Annotated in this window: 14 protein-coding genes and 1 tRNA gene; 9 read left to right on the top strand and 6 right to left on the bottom strand. The window is 69.4% G+C overall.

The annotated features are described in order from the left end of the window. Positions 1-68 precede the first annotated feature (68 nt). Positions 69-1,700 carry a chaperonin GroEL gene (gene groL / locus H5399_RS04105; protein ID WP_182781715.1) on the bottom strand — a complete coding sequence of 544 codons (1,632 nt, stop codon included), beginning with the start codon at positions 1,698-1,700 and terminating at the stop codon, positions 69-71. Positions 1,701-1,922: 222 nt separating this feature from the next. On the opposite strand from groL, the gene H5399_RS04100 reads away from it, so the two are divergent. Then, on the top strand, positions 1,923-2,408 hold the full coding sequence (locus H5399_RS04100; RefSeq protein ID WP_220489032.1) for a hypothetical protein: 486 nt from the start codon (positions 1,923-1,925) through the stop codon (positions 2,406-2,408). Here the strand turns inward: H5399_RS04100 and H5399_RS04095 are convergent. Next, positions 2,398-2,673 (bottom strand): DUF3263 domain-containing protein, encoded by a 276-nt coding sequence (locus H5399_RS04095; protein ID WP_182781714.1) that lies wholly within the window; start codon positions 2,671-2,673, stop codon positions 2,398-2,400. The two genes, H5399_RS04100 and H5399_RS04095, sit on opposite strands and share 11 nt — an antisense overlap. 126 nt (positions 2,674-2,799) lie before the next feature. On the opposite strand from H5399_RS04095, the gene manA reads away from it, so the two are divergent. From manA to H5399_RS04080, 3 genes are all read left to right on the top strand, one after another. Further along, positions 2,800-3,978, top strand: coding sequence for a mannose-6-phosphate isomerase, class I (gene manA, locus H5399_RS04090; RefSeq protein ID WP_182781713.1), 1,179 nt, complete (start codon positions 2,800-2,802; stop codon positions 3,976-3,978). Between the two features lie 42 nt (positions 3,979-4,020). Beyond that, a tRNA-Thr gene (locus tag H5399_RS04085) sits at positions 4,021-4,096 on the top strand. 38 nt (positions 4,097-4,134) lie between these two features. Further along, positions 4,135-4,740, top strand: a complete 606-nt coding sequence (locus H5399_RS04080) for a trans-aconitate 2-methyltransferase (RefSeq protein ID WP_182781712.1) — start codon at positions 4,135-4,137, stop codon at positions 4,738-4,740. A gap of 6 nt (positions 4,741-4,746) precedes the next feature. On the opposite strand, the gene H5399_RS04075 is transcribed toward H5399_RS04080, so the two are convergent. Both H5399_RS04075 and H5399_RS17875 read right to left on the bottom strand, forming a co-directional pair. Next, positions 4,747-6,837, bottom strand: coding sequence for a beta-galactosidase (locus H5399_RS04075; protein WP_182781711.1), 2,091 nt, complete (start codon positions 6,835-6,837; stop codon positions 4,747-4,749). Then, positions 6,834-7,604 (bottom strand): DedA family protein, encoded by a 771-nt coding sequence (locus tag H5399_RS17875; protein ID WP_370585676.1) that lies wholly within the window; start codon positions 7,602-7,604, stop codon positions 6,834-6,836. The genes H5399_RS04075 and H5399_RS17875 overlap by 4 nt, the downstream gene beginning before the upstream one ends. A gap of 211 nt (positions 7,605-7,815) precedes the next feature. Between H5399_RS17875 and H5399_RS04065 the strand changes: the two genes are divergently transcribed. The 3 genes from H5399_RS04065 to H5399_RS04055 all read left to right on the top strand — a co-directional run bounded on the left by H5399_RS04065 (position 7,816) and on the right by H5399_RS04055 (position 11,589). Then, the gene (locus H5399_RS04065) at positions 7,816-8,910 is read left to right on the top strand and encodes an ABC transporter ATP-binding protein (RefSeq protein ID WP_182781709.1); all 1,095 of its coding nucleotides are present in this window, start codon (positions 7,816-7,818) and stop codon (positions 8,908-8,910) included. A gap of 99 nt (positions 8,911-9,009) precedes the next feature. Beyond that, positions 9,010-10,200: a cystathionine gamma-synthase gene (gene metB, locus H5399_RS04060; RefSeq protein WP_182781708.1), complete on the top strand. Its 1,191-nt coding sequence runs from the start codon at positions 9,010-9,012 to the stop codon at positions 10,198-10,200. Positions 10,201-10,209: 9 nt separating this feature from the next. Continuing rightward, positions 10,210-11,589: a DUF4032 domain-containing protein gene (locus H5399_RS04055; protein WP_182781707.1), complete on the top strand. Its 1,380-nt coding sequence runs from the start codon at positions 10,210-10,212 to the stop codon at positions 11,587-11,589. Here H5399_RS04055 and H5399_RS04050 read toward each other — a convergent pair. Both H5399_RS04050 and H5399_RS04045 read right to left on the bottom strand, forming a co-directional pair. Beyond that, positions 11,586-12,206, bottom strand: coding sequence for a class I SAM-dependent methyltransferase (locus H5399_RS04050; protein WP_182781706.1), 621 nt, complete (start codon positions 12,204-12,206; stop codon positions 11,586-11,588). The genes H5399_RS04055 and H5399_RS04050 overlap by 4 nt on opposite strands. Before the next feature lie 32 nt (positions 12,207-12,238). Further along, positions 12,239-12,958 carry a DsbA family oxidoreductase gene (locus tag H5399_RS04045; protein WP_220490765.1) on the bottom strand — a complete coding sequence of 240 codons (720 nt, stop codon included), beginning with the start codon at positions 12,956-12,958 and terminating at the stop codon, positions 12,239-12,241. A gap of 31 nt (positions 12,959-12,989) precedes the next feature. Here H5399_RS04045 and cysS point away from each other — a divergent pair, with 31 nt between their 5' ends. Both cysS and rlmB read left to right on the top strand, forming a co-directional pair. After that, entirely contained in the window at positions 12,990-14,477 is a 1,488-nt protein-coding gene (cysS, locus tag H5399_RS04040) for a cysteine--tRNA ligase (protein ID WP_370585685.1), read from the top strand. After that, positions 14,478-15,431 carry a 23S rRNA (guanosine(2251)-2'-O)-methyltransferase RlmB gene (rlmB, locus tag H5399_RS04035; RefSeq protein WP_182781703.1) on the top strand — a complete coding sequence of 318 codons (954 nt, stop codon included), beginning with the start codon at positions 14,478-14,480 and terminating at the stop codon, positions 15,429-15,431. Positions 15,432-15,497 lie beyond the last annotated feature (66 nt).

Below are 15,497 nucleotides of genomic sequence, written 5' to 3'. Positions count from 1 at the left end.
GTGGGCAGCACAGGAGGGCGGCCCCGAAACGGGACCGCCCTCCTGGTATGTCTGTGCGACGGGTTGGCTCAGAAGCCGCCCATGCCGCCCATCTCGTCCATGCCGCCGCCGGCGCCGCCCGCGGGGGCCTTCTCCGGCTTGTCGGCGATGACCGCCTCGGTGGTGAGGAACAGCGCCGCGATGGACGCCGCGTTCTGCAGCGCCGAGCGGGTGACCTTGGCCGGGTCGATGATGCCGGCCGCGACCATGTCGACGTATTCGCCGGTGGCCGCGTCGAGGCCCTGACCCACGGGCAGGTGTGCGACCTTCTCAGCCACCACGCCGCCCTCGAGCCCGGCATTGAACGCGATCTGCTTCAGTGGGGCCGAGGCCGCCTTGAAGACGATCTGCGCGCCGACAGCCTCGTCGCCCTCAAGGCCCTCGACCTTGGCGGACTTCGACGCCTGCAGCAGCGCGACGCCACCACCAGGCACGATGCCCTCCTCGACGGCGGCCTTTGCGTTGCGGACGGCGTCTTCGATGCGGTGCTTGCGCTCCTTGAGCTCCACCTCGGTGGCCGCGCCGACCTTGATGACGGCAACGCCGCCGGCCAGCTTGGCGAGGCGCTCCTGCAGCTTCTCACGGTCGTACTCGGAATCGGAGTTCTCGATCTCGCGACGGATCTGCGTGACGCGACCCTCGATCTGCGCGGACTCGCCGGCGCCCTCGATGATCGTGCACTCGTCCTTGGTGACCAGCACGGAACGAGCCGAGCCCAGGAGATCCAGGGTGACGGCGTCCAGGGACAGGCCGACCTCCTCGCTGATGACCTCGGCGCCGGTGAGGATGGCGATGTCGGTCAGCATGGCCTTGCGGCGGTCTCCGAAGCCGGGGGCCTTGACCGCGATGGACTTGAAGGTGCCGCGGATCTTGTTGACGATCAGGCCTGCGAGGGCCTCACCCTCGACGTCCTCGGCGATGACCAGCAGGGGCTTGCCGGACTGCATGACCTTCTCCAGGACCGGCAGGAGGTCCTTCAGCGAGGAGATCTTGGAGTTGGCGAGCAGGATGTAGGGATCATCCAGGGTGGCTTCCATGCGCTCGGCGTCGGTGACGAAGTAGGGCGAGATGTAGCCCTTGTCGAAGCGCATGCCCTCGGTGAGCTCAAGGTCCAGGCCGAAGGTGTTGGACTCCTCGACCGTGATCACGCCCTCCTTGCCGACCTTGTCCATCGCCTCGGCGATGATCTCGCCAACGGTGGCGTCGGCGGCGGAGATCGAGGCCGTTGCGGCGATCTGCTCCTTGGTCTCGACGTCGATGGCCATGTTGGCCAGCTCAGCGACGATGGCGGCCACAGCGGTCTCGATGCCCTTCTTCAGGCTCATCGGGTTCGCCCCGGCCGAGACGTTGCGGAGGCCCTCGCGGACCATCGCCTGTGCCACGACGGTGGCGGTGGTGGTGCCGTCGCCGGCGACGTCGTCAGTCTTCTTGGCGACCTCCTTGACCAGCTCGGCGCCGATGCGCTCGTACGGGTCCTCCAGCTCGATCTCCTTGGCGATGGACACGCCATCGTTGGTGATCGTGGGGGCGCCCCACTTCTTCTCCAGGACGACGTTGCGACCCTTGGGGCCGAGCGTCACCTTGACCGCGTCGGCCAGCGTGTTCATGCCACGCTCGAGGGCGCGGCGCGCTTCCTCATTGAACTCAATCAGCTTTGCCATGGTGTTTCGGGAGTCCTCCCGTCAAGTGGGGCCGGAGCCCCGAGTGTGCAGTGTCGGGTGAACCGCGGTGCCCGCGACGGACGGCTAAGCCTCACCACAGTTCGGTAGCACTCAAAGCGTGAGAGTGCTAACCCCATTATTAGCACTCGACACAAGAGAGTGCAAAGAATTTCGTGGCTGCGAGGCGCTCTCGTCGCCGGAAGTGGAGGTTAGGCTCGGCCTGTGACGCGCAGCTCTCGACGACAGCGGCGGCCGACGACTGATCTGCCGCGGCTCCTCCGCAACGCCGCCAACCTGGCCAACCTGTCCACCCCGCTCGGCCTCGTCGTCGCGCTGGCGGGTCGGTCCCGGCTCCGTCTCCGCGACCATCTGATCGTCGCGGACCGGGTGCGGCTGCCGATCACCAACGCCGGCGCCATGACGATCGGGTCGGTGGTGCTGGTGCCCCGCCGGAGCCTGGAGGAGGTGGAGGCCTCGACGCCCACGCTGATGGAGCACGAGGACGGCCACGCCTGGCAGTACGCCTACTGCCTGGGGCTGCCGTTCCTGCCGCTCTACGCGATGGCGGTGGCGTGGTCCATGGTGCGCACCGGAGACCGGGCCAGCGCCAATCACTTCGAGGTACAGGCGGACCTGCTCAAGGGTGGCTACCGCAGCAATCCGCCGATGCCGCTGAGGCTGGGGCTGCGGAGGCTGATCAGCCGTTGAGCCGGCGGGCCGAGCGGGCGGCGTGACGCTGGCCGCGCATCCGGCGCAGACGCTTCACCAGGAGCGGCCGATAGGCCAAGGCCTCGGGGGTGTCGATGAGCACGTTGAGGTGCTGGTAGTAGCGGGCCGACGACAGGTTGAAGTGCTCCATGATGGCCTGCTCCTTCGGCACCGCCGAGGTGAACCATCGGTCCTCGAAGTCCAGGATCGCGGCGTCACGGTCCGACAACTCGGCCGGTGCGCTGACGGTGAAGGCTTCAGACATGGCGCCCAGTCTAAACCCGAATCACATCAGTGTCATTAGCCGGCGACCGCTGGGCACCCCGTCGACCCAGCGTGCGCGGTACAGTCGAGGGCACCCTGGCCCCCACACCTCAAGGACTCCATCGCCATGCGCCGACTCACCGGCCACGTCCAGCACTTCGCCTGGGGAAGCCATACCGAGATCCCCGCGATCCTCCGTAGGGACCCGGATGGGCGCCCGTGGGCCGAGTACTGGCTGGGCACCCACCCGGGCGGGCACGCGTTCCTCGACGACGGGCGGGCGCTCGCGGATCTCGTCCAGGACGAGCCGCACGTCCTGGGGAGCGCCACCGAGACGCAGTTCGGGGCCCGCCTGCCGTTCCTGTTGAAGATCCTGTCCGCGTCCTCGCCGCTCAGCCTGCAGGCGCACCCGTCGCGCGAGCAGGCCGAGGTGGGCTACGCGCGCGAATCCCTCCAGGGTCTCCATCCCGCGGATCCGGTGCGCTCCTTCAAGGACGACTGGCCCAAGCCGGAGGCCATCGTGGCCCTCACCCCCTTCGAGGGCCTGCTGGGCTTCCGGGATCCCGTGGAAACCGCAGGCCTCTTCGAGGGCCTCGGGGTGGCCGACGAGCTCGCCTCAGTCATCGGGCCGTTGCGGGACCGCCGCGACGCACCGGCGCTGCAGGAGGTGTTCCTCGACGTGCTGTCGCTGGCCGAGCGGCGCTATCTCGTGGATGTGGTGCTCGCGGCCGCGGTCGAACGCCTGCACGCGCCGGCGAGCCTGGGCGAGTTCGCCCGCACCGCGGTCGAGCTGGACGAGCACTTCCCCGGTGATCCGGGCATCCTGGCGGCGCTGCTGATGAACCGCTTCGCGCTGCAGCCCGGCGAGGCCGTGGCCCTCGAGGCCGGCGTGATGCACGCCTACCTGCGCGGCACCGGCGTGGAGATCATGGCCAACTCGGACAACGTGATGCGCGGCGGCCTCACCGCCAAGCACATCGACGTCGATGGACTGCTGCAGGTGGTGGGCTTCGAGCCGATGGTCCCGGAGATCCTGGTGCCGGCCGGGGGCGACGGCATCTACCTCTACCCCACGTCGTTCCCTGAGTTCGAGCTGTGGCTGCTGGCCCCGTGTGACGAGGGCGCCCTGGCGCTCCCCCGTCCGGATTCGGGCCGGATCGCGCTGGCCACCTCAGGCGCGTTCACCCTCCACGGCGACGGGGAGCCGCAGCGCGTCGAGTCTGGAGACGCCGTGTTCATCCCCGCCGACGAACAGGTGACGGTCACCGGCAAGGGCCAGCTGTTCGTCGCCGCGTCGGGGGCCTAGCTTGCGCGGACACCCACCCCTCACGGCAGAATAGGGGCGCCTGCCTCCTTAGCTCAGCGGCCAGAGCTCTCGCCTTGTAAGCGAGTGGTCGAGGGTTCGACTCCCTCAGGAGGCTCCACTTTGTGACCCGGGGGCACTCGGGACAAGAATGACCCCATGACTGAACCCAGCAAGTGGGCGCGCATCATCGCGGCAGACCCTGATCACTCCCAGCGCTACATCGAGCGCTTCAAGATCATGGAAGCGGCCGGCCATGACCTGGCCGGGGAGGTCCGGACGGTCGACGCCATGGTGCCGCGCGGGTCCCGCATCCTGGATGCCGGCTGCGGCCCCGGGCGCGTCGGTGGCCGCCTGAGCGCGCTGGGCCACGTGGTGGTGGGCGTGGACGTGGACCCAGCCCTCATCGAGGCCGCGGAGACGGACCACCCCGGACCCACCTGGGTGGTCGGTGACCTCGCCGAGCTGGATCTCCCGGCCGCGGGCGTCGAGGCGGACTTCGACGTCATCATCGCCGCCGGCAACGTGATGGGCTTCCTGGCGCCGTCGACGCGCGTGGAGGTGCTGCGCCGCTTCGGCACGCACCTGGCACCGGAGGGACGCGCGATCATCGGCTTCGGCGGGGGCCGCGGCTACGAGTTCGCGGACTTCTTCGCCGACGTCGATGCCGCCGGGCTACGGCTGGACGTCGCGCTGTCCACGTGGGACCTGCGGCCCTTCACGGAGCGGTCGGACTTCCTCGTCGCGCTCTGCTCCAGGGCCTGACCCCACTCAGGCCGGATCGGCCAGCACCAGGCAGGACCAGGGGCCGAGTGCGAGGCTCTGGTCTGCGGCGTGCCTGGCCCCGCTGACCAGGTCAACCACCGGGGACGGGACTGTCGCGGCGGCGGGTTCGTCGCTCCAGTTGTGCAGGAACCAGATACGCCGCCCGTCGGAGCGTCCGGACATGACGGAGACCGACGCGTCTCGCACCCAGGCTGCCGAGACGGGCGACGCGACGAGTAACCGGACGACGTCCGCGGCGAGGGCCGGGTTGGGCACCGTGCCCACGCAGACCACCTGTCCCTCGCCGTGCCGACGGCGGGTCACGGCCGCGAACTCGCCGAACCGGCGGTGGTCGTAGCGTGCGAGCACCTCGGCGTCAGTGGGCAGGTAGCCGTCCAGCCACAGCGTGCCGCTGGCACCCTCGGACAGCGCCATCCCCTCGGCCACCAGCGGAAGCGGCGCGTCGAGGTTCGAGAACTCCTCATAGGTGAGGCCCGCGGCCTCTCGAAGCCGGTACGGCGCCACCGCCAGCCGGGCGCGGGCCTCCAGGTCTCCGTAGCCGGTGCGGGGCCCGACGACGAGCGTGCCGCCCATCTCCGCGTAGCGCGCCATTCGCGCCAGGTCGTGACCGCTCGCCACGAACTGCGACGCGGCCACCAGCACCGGGTACTGCTCCACCAGGTCCGCCGCCGACATTGCACGGAACTGCTCGGTGTGGAGGAACCGCACCTGGGCCCCGGCGTCGACGGCGCCGCGCTGGAAGGCGCCGACGATGTCGTGATAGGCCGTCGGGCGCGGCGTCCCGCCGTCGTCGTTCAGCGGCGGCGTGAACTCGTAGTGCTGCTTGGTGGCCGTGTCCCACAGGATGGCCACCTCGGCGTCCGGCACGTAACTGTCGAGGTGCTCCCCCACCGCCGACAGGATGCCGCCCAGCTCCGCCACCTCGCGGTAGACCCGCCCGGGCACCTGCGAGTGGGGCAGGACGCCGCCCCAGTAGGTCTCGGTGCCGAAGTGGAGGGTGTGCCAATGCCAGTACTCCACCATCGCCGCTCCTCGGGCAACCAGCGCCAGGCCCGCCTGGATGAGCTGGCCCGGATAGGCGGGATAGTTGGCTGAGGCCCACTGGATGGCCTGAGCGTTGGTCTCGGTGACGAGGAACCGGCGCTGCTGCAGCCCGTAGGAGCGGTCCGCCAGCTCGAGCAGCCCGTGCACGCCGGTGCGCACCCACGGCTCCGGGCGCTCCAACTCGGAGTCCCACGCCAGGTGATCCTGCATCGCGTAGTAGGCGTTGGCCGCCGCGACATCCAGGCCCGCGCTCACCTGGGCCTCGTCGATGGTGGGCCTGTCGAAGGCCACGCAGGTAGTGACGAACTGGTCCTCCCGCGCGTACTCGCGCACGATGTCGCGCTGCCACGCGATGAACTCTGTGGTGCACTCGTTCTGGAACGTGCGCCAGGCGAGGTCGTACTGCGGCTGGGCGTTGCCGTCCGGCCGCCACAGCTCGACCCAGTGGTTGATGCGGTGCGACCAGTAGGTGAGGCCCCACTCCTCGTTGAGCCGTTCGACGTTGTGGTAGCGCTTCTTGAGCCATTCCAGGAAACGCACGAACGTGGCGTGGTTGTGGAGCTGGATGACGCCGGGCTCGTTGTCCACCTGGTAGCCGATCACGGCGGGGTGGTCCGCGTAGCGGGCGACGACCTTCCGGATGACACGCTCCGCGTGGAACAGGAACGCGGGGTGGGTGATGTCGATCTCCTGGCGGGCGCCCCAGGGCTGGCGCTGCCCGGTGCGCGGCTCGCCGGCGATCTCGGGGTAGGCGTGCGCCAGCCACGGTGGGGCCGCATAGGTGGGGGTGCCGAGGATGACCCCGATGCCACGCGCGTGCGCGCCGTCGAGGACGGGCTGCAGCCAGTCGAGATTGAACTCGCCGTTGCGCGGCTCCCAGGTGCTCCAGGTCGACTCCCCCACTCGGATGACCGTGAAGTGGGCGGCCTGCATGAGGTCCAGGTCACGGGTCGGGTCGTCGGTGGGCTGGTACTCGAGGTAGTAGGCGGCCCCGAAGCGGACGCCGGTGGGCCGGTACGGCTGCGTTGTCATGACGTACGTACCTTTCGTCGCTGCTTGAGGTAGGTGGTCACGAAGATGAAGCTGATCAGCCCGATCGCCACGTAGCCCGCGAACCTGGCGTAGGCGTTGAGCACCGCGACCGCGGCGTCACCCAAGCGCCAGCCCGTCAGGAAGAACGCGATCAGCCACAGCGTCGAGGCGATGTAGTCGTAGATGAGGAACCGTCGGAGGCTCATCCCCGATGCACCGGCCAGCACGAACACCACCTGCATCAGAGGCAGCGGCATCGGAAAATACGCGATGAGGAAACCCACCGGACCCAGCTTCTCGGCCCAGCGCTCGGCGCGTGCGTAGCCGCGTGCGGCGCGCTTGGACTGCCCGGCCCAGACTTCGATCATGCCGCGCCCCCACAGCTTGCCGGCCCACCAGTAGATCCAGTCGAACTTCAGGCTGAGGATCGAGGCGACGATCAGGACCACAGGCCAGTGCGCCATCCCGCCCGTCGACGCGATCGCCCCGCTGGCCGCCACGGACGTGCGGCCGCCGGTGATCATCGCCAGCCAGTCCGGCGCGGTGGCCAGCAGCCAGGCCCGGGTGGGGAGCAGGATCAACCCGAAGACGCCCACCACGCCGAACCAGGCGAGGCAGGCGATGTCGTCGCGGCCGGGCTCCTTGCGCCACGGCATGCCGTCGGCCTCCCACCAGGCCTGCTCTGCGTCCTCCGGCGCGGGCTGGTCCGGGCTGGCGGGGCCGCCCGGTTCAACCGCGGCGTCGTCGCGGGGCTGCTCATCAGTCACGCGTTGAATGGTACGTGGACAGGCGCCGATGCCCTCACCACACATCGCGGCACCGGATGCGGAACCCTCGAGTGCGGGTTCCAGTTCTGCACCCCGGCTTCGAAATCCCGGGGGGTGGGGTGTAAAGTCTCGCCTCAGGAACACCTGAAAACAGGTTCCTATCCACAACGGATCGTCGGGCACGTACCTGCCCGTGGAAAGGAATATGGCTATGGCCACAGTTAGCTACCGGGACGCGTCCCGTGTCTACCCCGGGACCGATCGTCCCGCCGTCAACAAGCTGAACCTCGAGATCGAGGACGGCGAATTCATGGTCCTTGTCGGCCCTTCGGGCTGTGGCAAGTCGACCTCCCTGCGCATGCTGGCCGGCCTCGAAGAGGTCAACTCCGGCTCCATCTACATCGGCGACCGCGACGTGACTGACCTTCCCCCGAAGGACCGCGACATCGCCATGGTCTTCCAGAACTACGCCCTGTACCCGCACATGACCGTCGCTGACAACATGGGCTTCGCGCTCAAGATGCAGAACGTGCCCAAGGCGGACCGCGAAAAGCGAGTCCAGGAAGCCGCCAAGCTCCTGGGCCTCGAGGACTTCCTCTCCCGCAAGCCGAAGGCCCTCTCCGGTGGCCAGCGTCAGCGCGTCGCCATGGGCCGCGCCATCGTGCGTCAGCCGCAGGTCTTCCTCATGGACGAGCCGCTGTCGAACCTCGACGCCAAGCTCCGCGTCTCCACCCGCACCCAGATCGCCGCCCTGCAGCAGCGCCTCGGCGTCACCACCGTCTACGTCACCCACGACCAGGTCGAGGCCATGACGATGGGCGATCGCGTCGCGGTGATGAAGGACGGCAACCTGCAGCAGGTCGACACCCCGCTGGCCTTGTACGACGCGCCGAAGAACCTCTTCGTCGCCGGCTTCATCGGCTCGCCGGCCATGAACCTGATCTCCGGCAAGCGCGTCGAAGACGGCGTGCAGGTTGGCGACTACGTCGTCCGCGTGCCCCGCGAGACCCTGGCCAAGGCCGCCAACGGCGAGGACACCCTCACCATCGGCATCCGCCCCGAGGCGTTCCGCGTCGCGGAGGAGGGCATCGGCCTCCACATCGCCGTCGTCGAGGAGCTGGGCGCCGACTCGTTCCTCTACGGCACCCTCGCCTCCTCGCACGAGGACGAGATCGTCAGCGAGCAGCAGTTCGTCGCCCGCGTCGGCGCCCGCACCGCACCCCACAAGGGTGAGGTCGTCCGCCTCGCGGCGGCTCCTGAGGCCGTCCACGTGTTCAGCAACAAGACGGAGGAGCGCCTCTCCTGAGCGCGCGATCGCTCTCCTGAGAGCGAAATCCTTCTGTAGTGGAGCCCCGGTTCGCCGGGGCTCCACTATTTTGCAGGGGTCTGTACAGAGGAGCGATTGATGGCTGAGCTTGGACGCTGGACCCGGGGCATGCGGGCGGGGCTGGGTGCCGACGGCGCCTATGGTGCCGTCGTGCCCCCGCTGTACCTGAGCACGAACTTCACCTTCCACGGCTTCGACGAGCCCCGCGAGTACGACTACACTCGCTCCGGCAATCCCACCCGGGACCTTCTCAACGAGGCGCTGACTTCCCTGGAGGGCGGCGCCGGAGCCACCAGCGTCGCCACCGGGCTGGCCGCCATCACGCTGGTGGCCGAAACGTTCGTGCCCGCCGGCGGCCGCGTCGTCGTCCAGCACGACGCCTACGGCGGGACGTGGCGGCTGTTCACGTTCCTGGCCTCGCAGGGCCGCTTCGAGGTGGAGTTCGTGGACTTCAACGATGCGCACGCCTTCGATGCGGCGCTCGACCGCTCCCCCTCCCTGGTGTGGATCGAGACGCCGTCGAACCCCCTCCTGCGGATCACCGACATCGCGGCGACGGCCGCCAGCGCGCACGCCGTCGGGGCTCTGGTGGCGGCGGACAACACGTTCCTGTCGCCGTTGTTCCAGCGGCCGCTCGACCACGGCGTGGACATCGTGGTGCACTCCACCACCAAGTTCATCAACGGCCACTCCGATGTGGTGGGGGGCGTGGCCGTCGCGGCGGACCCGGAGGTGCACGCCAAGCTGCGGCTGTGGGCCAACGCGCTGGGCCTCACGTCCAGCCCGTTCGACGCCTACCTGACGCTGCGCGGGCTCCGCACGCTCGACGCCCGCATGCGGGTGCACGCAGCCAACGCGGAGTCGCTGGTGCGGCTGCTCGACGGGCACCCTGCTGTCGCGGCGCTGCACTACCCCGGCCTCGCCTCGCATCCCGGCCACGAGGTCGCGGCGCGGCAGCAGAGCGGCTTCGGCTCGTTGATCTCGCTGGACCTGGCCGGTGGAGTGGACGCGGTGCACCGTTTCCTGGACGGGCTGCAGATCTTCCACCTGGCGGAGTCCCTGGGCGGGGTCGAATCGCTGGTGTGCCATCCGGAGACCATGACGCACGCCGGCATGACCGCCGAGGCGCGCGAGACCGCGGGGATCGACGGCGGTCTGCTGCGGTTGAGCGTCGGCATCGAGGCCGAGGAGGACCTGGTGGCCGTCGTCGCGGAAGCGTTGCAGCGCGCCGAGGGCTCGGGCAGCGACAGCCGCCGCGGCGGGCATTAGACTCGGCCCGTGCCCCGGTTCCTCGCTGCCAAGCCCGACGCGGACCTCCTCCAGCTGCCCTGGCAGGTCCCGCTGGTGGAGTGGCCTGCGCGCCACCTCGTCGCCCTCCCTCGAGGCATCTCGCGCCATGTGGTGCGGTTCCTCACTGTCGGGGAGGAGATCTTCGCGGCCAAGGAGATCCTGGAGGAGGTGGCGGTGCAGGAGTACCGCATGCTCACCGAGCTCAAGCGCCTCGGAGTGCCGTCGGTGGACCCCGTCGGCGTGGTCCTGGGCCGGGTGGACTCCGACGGTGACCCGTTGGACCCCATCCTGCTGACGCGGCACCTTCCCTTCTCGCTGCCGTACCGCTCGCTGTTCTATCCGGGCGTCAAGCACGAGACGGTCAACCGGCTGCTGGACGCCATGGTGGCGCTGTTCGCCCGCCTCCACCTCACCGGCTTCTACTGGGGCGACGTGTCGCTGTCCAACATCCTCTTCCGCCGCGACGCCGGCGAGTTCGCCGCCTACCTCGTCGACGCCGAGACCGGCGAGCTGCACGACACACTCACCGACGGGCAGCGCGCCCACGACCTGCAGATCGCCCGCACCAACCTCTTCGGCGAGTTCCTGGACCTTGAGGCCGGCGGCATCCTCGACGCCTCACTGGACCCGCAGTGGCTGGTGGCCACCATCGAGGAGCGCTACCAGCAGCTCTGGGCGGAGCTGACCGGCGAGGAGGAGTTCGCCGGCTCGGAGCTCTACCGCCTCGAGGGTCGCGTCCGTCGCCTCAACGCACTCGGCTTCGACGTGGCCGAGATCGATGTCGACGCCTCGCCGGACGGGCAGACCATCCGGATGCGGCCGAAGGTGGTGGAGGCCGGGCATCACACCCGTCGGCTCATGCGGTTGACGGGGCTCGATGCCGAGGAGCACCAGGCCAGGCGCCTCCTCAACGACATGGACACCTTCCGCGCCAAGAACGCCCCGCACGCCCCCGAGTCTGTGGCCGCCCACAAGTGGCTCGTCGAGGTCTTCGAGCCGGCAGTCACGCGCATCCCCGCGGACCTGCGCGCCAAGCGCGACGCGGCCCAGTTCTTCCACGAGGTGCTGGATTACCGGTGGTACCAGTCGCAGCGCGAGAACCGTGAGGTGCCCACCACCGAGGCGGCCGCCGGGTACATCCAGGAGGTGCTGACCCAGCTGCCTGACGAGCAGATGGCCAACATCGATCCGGTGGGCGGCGAGCTCGCCAACAAGTACGACCCGTCCCACGGCTACGTCGACGACAACGACGAGAAGCCCTACGACCCCTGGGAGGACGGCGCCAACGACCCCGACATCCCGGTGGTAGCCGGGTTCGACATCAACGCCCTGCGCGCCAAGGCCGCCAAGAAGCCCAAGAAGGCTTAGCGCTTGCGGGCGTGGACCCGCTCGATGACGCCGTGATGCAACCGGTCCGCCGCCACCACCTCCAGGCCCATCGCCTCGACGACCAGGCGCGGGCGGCGAGTGAAGTACTCCCCCTGCAGCGGGATGGTCACGGCTTCGAGAAGCCATTGCCCGGCGCGGAGCACGGGATTGGTGGAGCCCACGTGGTCGGCGAGCAGGAGGCTGCCTCCGGGGCGAAGCACCCGCACCATCTCCTCGACCCCGCGCCGGTGGTCCGCGAAGCCGCACAGCGAGTAGGTGCACACGACGGCATCGAAGGACCCGCCGTCGAACGGCAGTTCCTGGCCGTCCCCGACCTGCGCCTCGACGGTGAGCCCGAGACGGTCGATCCTGCGCTCGGCCACCGCCAACATCCCGGGGCTCAGCTCGATCGCGGAGAGTGTGATGTCGCGGCTGTAGTAGGGCAGGTTGAGCCCCGTCCCCACCGCGACCTCCAGCACCTGGCCGGCCGCACGCTCCGCCACCCAGGCCCGGCTCCCGGCCAGAAACCGGCGCTCAAGGGGCGCGATCTTGTCGTCGAAGTGTTCGGCTCCCTCGTCCCAGTGGTGACGGAGCCGTTCCTCGCGCGCTTTCGACATGGGTCAAGTAGACCACCGGCGTCGAGCGGCCGTCACGCGCAGCCGTCAGGACCGCAGGCCTCTCCGGAGCCGTCGATCGTGATCAACCCGGGCACCCGCTCAGACCATGACACCTCGAGCGCCTGGAGGAACACTTCAGGAGGCTGTGCGCCGGAGACCCCGTACTTGTCGTCGAAGACGAAGAACGGCACTCCGCGCACGCCGATGGCGGCCGCCTCTGCGATGTCGCGGTCCACCGCGGCGTCGAGATCCATGGAGTCGACGGCGGCGCGCGCCTCCTCCTCGGCCAGCCCCGCCGCGGCGGCCAGCCCGCCCAGCACCTCGGTGTCCCCGATGTTTACGCCCCCCTCGAAGTGGGCCGACAGCAGCGACTCCTTCAGCCGGTCGGTGCGGGCGCCACCGTCGACGGCGTCGGCCCGCTTGGCGGCCTGCAGCACGCGGTGCGCGCGGCGGGAGTTGGCGACGACGAGGCTGTCGAAGTCGTAGGTGAGCCCCTCGCCGGCAGCCTGCTCGGAGACGTGGGCGATCATCGCCTCCACGCTGCTGGCGGGCAGGCCCTTCGATGCCACGAGGTACTCCACCTCGGTGCGATGGTCGTGCTCGGGGAGGCCCGGATCGAGCTGGTAGCTGCGCCACTGGACCACCACCTGATCGCGCTGCGGAAACCGGCCCAGCGCGGTTTCGAAGCGGCGCTTGCCGATGTAGCACCAGGGGCAGGCGATGTCTGACCAGATCGATACGTTGAGAGTCACCAGCCCAGGATAGTACATGTTTCAATCACCTCTGAGCGGCGAATCCGCGGGCTGCCCAGTAGACTCTGCTCCTGTGACCCTCAAGCTCTATGACACCGCGACCCGCTCAGTGCGCGCGTTCGTTCCCCTCGCCGAGGGCAAGGTGTCGATCTACCACTGCGGGCTCACCGTCCAGGCGTCGCCGCACCTGGGGCACATCCGCAAGGAGGTCGTCTTCGACGTCCTGCGCCGATGGCTGGAACATACGGGCCTCGAGGTCTCTGTTGTGGCCAACGTCACGGACATCGACGACAAGATCCTCGCCAAGTCCGCCGAGGCCGGCGTGGAGTGGTTCGCCCACGCCTACCACTTCGAGCGCGAACTCCACGACGCCTACGCCTCACTGGGCTGCAAACCCCCCACGTACGAGCCCCGCGCCACCGGCCACATTCCGGAGATGATCGAGCTCACCGAGACCCTCATCGAGCGCGGCCACGCCTACGCGGCGCCGGACGGGTCCGGCGACGTCTACTTCGACGTGAAGTCCTGGCCCCGCTACGGCGAGCTGTCCGGGATGAAGGTCGACGAGATGGAGCCCGCGGCAGACGCGGATCCGCGCGGCAAGCGCGACCCGCGAGACTTCGCCCTCTGGAAGGGACACAAGGAGGGCGAGCCGGCGACGGCGTCCTGGCCCTCGCCCTGGGGTCGCGGCCGTCCCGGATGGCACCTCGAATGCTCGGCGATGGCCGGGAAGTACCTCGGCGACACCTTCGACATCCACGGCGGCGGCGTCGACCTCCGCTTCCCGCACCACGAGAACGAGCTGGCGCAGTCCGCCGCGGCGGGCAAGGGCTTCGCCCGCTATTGGATGCACAACGCCTGGGTCACCATGGCCGGCGAGAAGATGAGCAAGTCGCTCGGCAACACCGCGCTGGTCTCCGAGGTGACCAGGATCTACAACCCGCGCGCCGTGCGCTTCTTCCTGCTCGCCCCGCACTACCGCTCCACCATCGAGTTCTCGCCCGCCGACGAGGGCACCCGCGGGTCGCTGACGGAGGCGGAGAAGGCCATCGCGCGTATCGACTCCTTCGTCGGGCGCGTCAAGCCCCTCCGCGACGTCGGATTCTTCGCCTACGCACCACTGCAGGTCCCCCAGTACGAAGCGTTCGACAGGGCGATGGACGACGACCTCGGCACGCCGGCCGCTACCGCCGCCCTGTTCGAGGCCATCCGTGTCGGCAACCAGGCGATCGCCGACGGGGATCACGAGAAGGCGCGGCTGTACGCCGCCGTCGTCGATTCGATGCTGAACGTCTTCGGGATCCACCCCGACGCCGACGAATGGGCGGGCCAGACGTCACACGACGACCTCACCCCAGTCGTCGACGGCCTCGTCGCGGCCCTCCTCGGGCAGCGCGCGCAGGCCCGGGCGGACAAGAACTGGGCCGCCGCGGACGCCATCCGCGACACCCTCGCAGGCCTCGGCCTCGTGATCACAGACACCCCCACCGGCCCCCGGTGGAGCTTGGAGAAGAAGTAGATGGCAGGCAACTCATCGCGCCGCGGCGCGACCAGCAAGGGCAAGAACAAGACCGCCGGATCGGGTGGGCGCGTCCGGCGCGGCCTCGAGGGTCGCGGGCCCACACCGAAGGCCGAGGACCGGCCCTACCACAAGGCCTACAAGTCCAAGCAGGCCGCGCAGCGCGCCGGGCAGGGACGTCCCCAGACCACGAAGAACCCCGTCGGGGCGGACTGGGTGGTGGGGCGCAACCCCGTCTTCGAGGCTCTCACGGCCGGCCTGCCGGTGAAGCAGGCCTTCGTCGCGGAGGGCGCGGAGCGCGACGACCGTCTCCGCGACATCCTCAAGTTCACCGCTGAGCACGGCCTGCCCCTGCTTCAGGTCACCCGAGCCGAGCTGGACCGGGTCACCGGCGGTCTGGTGCACCAGGGCGTCGCGGTGCAGCTGCCCGCCTACGAGTACGCCGACGCCGAGGATGTGCTGGCGGACGCGCTGGAGCTGGACGGCATCGTCGTGGCTCTCGACGGCATCACGGATCCGCGCAACCTCGGGGCGATCGTGCGATCCGCGGCGGCGTTCGGCGCGCAGGGAATCATCATCCCCTCGCGACGCTCTGCCTCCATGACGGCCGCGGCGTGGAAGACCTCCGCCGGGGCCGCCGCAAGGCTGCCGATCGCAATGGCCACCAACCTCAACCGAGCCCTGCAGCAGGCGTCCAAGATGGGCTTCACCATCATCGGGCTCGCCGGCGAGGGTGAGGTGCCCGTCTCCGGCGCGCCCGGCCTCGACGGGCCCGTGGTGATCGTGGTGGGCTCCGAGGACGAGGGCTTGGCGCGCCTGGTGCGCGAGAACTGCGACGCACTGGTCTCCATCCCGATCGCAGGCTCGGTGGAGTCGCTCAACGCCTCCGTCGCCGCCTCCATCGCGCTGTACGAGGTGACCCAGCAGCGCTCCGGGATCACCCCGTCGGAGTGATGTCCAGCCGCCAACGGTGAAAAATGCCCCCAGGCGACGGGGCGACTAGATTGGTACCCACACCGC

It is taken from the genome of Tessaracoccus sp. MC1627 (assembly GCF_014164725.1).
Taxonomy (GTDB): Bacteria; Actinomycetota; Actinomycetes; order Propionibacteriales; family Propionibacteriaceae; genus Arachnia.
Note: the sequence above shows the minus strand (reverse complement) of the source record. Positions and strands in the feature narration are given on the sequence as shown.